General features: G+C 46.8%; 3 protein-coding genes and 1 pseudogene. 2 read left to right on the top strand and 2 right to left on the bottom strand.

Going from position 1 to position 2,679, the window contains the following annotated elements; genetic code table 11:
- Window positions 1-215 (top strand): IS1 family transposase (locus tag NDA01_RS31740; protein WP_348231193.1); only part of this gene is annotated, 215 nt, incomplete at its 5' end.
- On the opposite strand, the gene NDA01_RS31735 is transcribed toward NDA01_RS31740, so the two are convergent.
- Window positions 202-477: an SMI1/KNR4 family protein gene (locus NDA01_RS31735; RefSeq protein WP_348231192.1), complete on the bottom strand. Its 276-nt coding sequence runs from the start codon at window positions 475-477 to the stop codon at window positions 202-204. The two genes, NDA01_RS31740 and NDA01_RS31735, sit on opposite strands and share 14 nt — an antisense overlap.
- 97 nt (window positions 478-574) lie before the next feature.
- Here NDA01_RS31735 and NDA01_RS31730 point away from each other — a divergent pair, with 97 nt between their 5' ends.
- The gene (locus NDA01_RS31730) at window positions 575-2,407 is read left to right on the top strand and encodes a WD40 repeat domain-containing protein (RefSeq protein WP_348231191.1); all 1,833 of its coding nucleotides are present in this window, start codon (window positions 575-577) and stop codon (window positions 2,405-2,407) included.
- Window positions 2,408-2,583: 176 nt separating this feature from the next.
- On the opposite strand, the pseudogene NDA01_RS31725 reads toward NDA01_RS31730, so the two are convergent.
- A pseudogene (locus tag NDA01_RS31725) lies at window positions 2,584-2,679 on the bottom strand (IS1 family transposase); the annotation flags it as partial.

The following is a 2,679-nucleotide window of genomic DNA, read 5'->3' as shown; positions in this document are numbered from 1 at the left end:
GAGTTGTGGGTAAGGAAACAGGATTAACCAGTTACATTGAGCGATTCAACAACACCTTGAGACAGCGAGTGTCCCGATTAGTGCGAAAAACGTTGTCGTTCTCAAAGAATTTGAGCAATCACATTGGTGTGATCTGGAACTTCATTCACCACTACAACGAACACCGGCAACGGATCACTTCACTCAATCAGTCTATTTTCTCTATCCTTTCCTAAATGGCACTACCCCAAAGTTATTGTATTTTTGCAACCTCTTATAAGCATCAACAGCTTCAGAAAGACAGAGGAGATGGCCACCCCAGAAAAGGACACGAGCAGCCAATCCATCTGTTAAGAGGTATAACTCGTAGGTCTCCTTTGGTAGTTGATATGGAAGTTCACGTACTACTGATTCAATATATTCAAATTTCGCTCCTAGTTCTAAAACTCCTGGATACTTAGCTTCAAGACGTTCTATTGCTTCGGATAACGGTGACATCAAGGCTATCACTCCATTTCACTGCCAAAGCCATTGACTAGTATTCCCTAACACAGGAGTTAGGCTAAGGTTGTGTCGTCCTGAATCGGTTTGCCCTATGCCTTTTCAACTGCGTTATACCCTGAAAACCCTCAAGTTTTGGGAGCGGATCGGGCTTTATCCAGATGGAACAGCGATTGTGGCGGTAGAAAAAGGAGGCATCATTGGCACTTGGGAAGTTGGCACAGGTAAACTCATACAGACTCTGGAATTCCGCGATGACCCCAAAGAAATTCGAATTTCTCAAGATGGCCAAACCGCGATCGTTCGGTATGGCAAGATTGGTTCCCTTTTCTATGATGCTAATGACAGAGTGACGATTTGGGATATTCCCTCTCAACAAATGCTAGGCGAGATCCAGTGTGGTTATTGTCAATTTGATGACCAATCCTTGAGTGCCGATCGCCACACTATTGTCGGTCGACACGTTTACCGAGAGCAAGTTATGGTTTGGCATCTGCCAACGGGTCAGGCATTCTGTACCTTTGACATGCCTGCTCAAATCACCTGTGTCGCGATTAATTCAACAGGACAAATCGTTGTGGCAGGTAATGAAACCGATAAGGGGGGAGCATTCAAAGTATGGGATCTGGTCAGCAATGCCGAGCTGCACAGCCGCTCTGTCATTCATTACATTCCATCGCCCATAAACCCCTATTCCGATAGCAGTGGAGAGGAGCCAAAGGGTGTGGCTGACATTTGGCTCAGTGCAGATGCTAAACTGCTGCTCTGTAAAATTCGTAGGGACAAAACGCAGATTTGGGACTTACAACGAGGGCAACGTTTAAATACTTTGCCGCCAGGAATGCCGGTGATTCCTAATTTCACCATCGGTGGCGATTTCAGCTACGGTCGCGATCATCGTCGGATGGCAATTTCTCAAGATGGTGGCTTATTGGCAACCACCAGCGAAGACGGCAGTCTAGTGCTGCGCAACTTAAAAACAAATGAGATATTTTCCCCATTTGCTGGGCATACGGGTGACATTCAAGCACTGGTACTCAGCCCTGATGGCAAAACTTTCATCACATATTCCATAGATAACACGGCGAAAATCTGGGATTTAGCGTCGGGCGAACTCCTACATAGCTTGACAGTTCAATTCCACCGTTGTTTCTACTATGGAATGACTTTGGCCCTGACCCCAGCGATCGTTGGTCTGCCACTCACCCTCTTTGTGATTGAAAATGGTGGGATTGGCATTTGGGATGTGGCATCGAGACGAAAAATTCAGAGTTTAAAGCATGGACGGTTCAGTTCATACAGATGTTCAGCCATTAGTGCCGATGGACAATGGCTAGCCAGTGGCGGCGGCCATGGTATTTACATTTGGAATTGGCAACAGGGCAAGCTCTTACACTCGTTTGTGCACGATCCAAAAATTGGCAAAGGCTCCGATGTTCTCAACTTGGTGTTTAGTAGCCGTTACGAGTGCTTGATCAGCACGGCGGAATCAGGTTCGATTAGATTTTGGAACTGGTTGACGGGCGAACCCCTGTCCTCTCCCTTACTTCCAGCTTCAGCCCAGGCAACCTGTATTGCGCTCAGCCCCGATGAGCGGTTGCTAGCAGCAGTTTACTGGCGAAAAATCACAATCTGGAATCTGGAGACGGGTGAAATGAGGCATACACTCCCAGACTACAGCGACCACCCATGCACTGCAATTGCTTTCAGTCCTGACGGTCGCCTTCTGGCAACGGGCTATCTTCAAACATTTTGTGTACGAATTGACCATGATATTAAGCTCTGGGATGTTGCCACTGGTCAAGTGCTACAACAGCTCAAGGGGCATACACGAACGGTAACTGGTTTAGTCTTCAGCCCAGATGGACAACTCATCAGTTGTAGTGAAGATGCCTCCATTCGTGTTTGGCAACTTGCTAGTGATTAAACCAGCAGGGGCTCTGTCACAAAAGCTGGGCAGCACTTACTCGATCAGGCAACGCAGTAAAGCTCAGAACTGGTTGCTGAAAAAGTGCTTCTAATTCAAGCCCGCAGGTTTCTGTTCAAATGCCTCAGCCAGGCCAATTGTACAACCTGAAGCAAGCAGAAATTGAAAAGGTAGTCCTAAATAGGTAAGGATGCATTGTAGTGATGAACAAAGTACCAAACTGCACCAATATGGTTCTCTAACTTCTTGGAAAACGATAACGTCCTTCTCAC

The sequence above is a fragment of the Trichocoleus desertorum AS-A10 genome (assembly GCF_039962155.1).
Classification (GTDB): Bacteria; Cyanobacteriota; Cyanobacteriia; order FACHB-46; family FACHB-46; genus Trichocoleus.
This window is presented reverse-complemented; position numbering and strand designations above follow the sequence as displayed.

Coding starts and splice junctions, on each gene's coding strand:
- NDA01_RS31735 (WP_348231192.1), bottom strand. CDS start 477: ATGTCACCGTTATCCGAAGCAATAGAACGTCTTGAAGCTAAGTATCCA.
- NDA01_RS31730 (WP_348231191.1), top strand. CDS start 575: ATGCCTTTTCAACTGCGTTATACCCTGAAAACCCTCAAGTTTTGGGAG.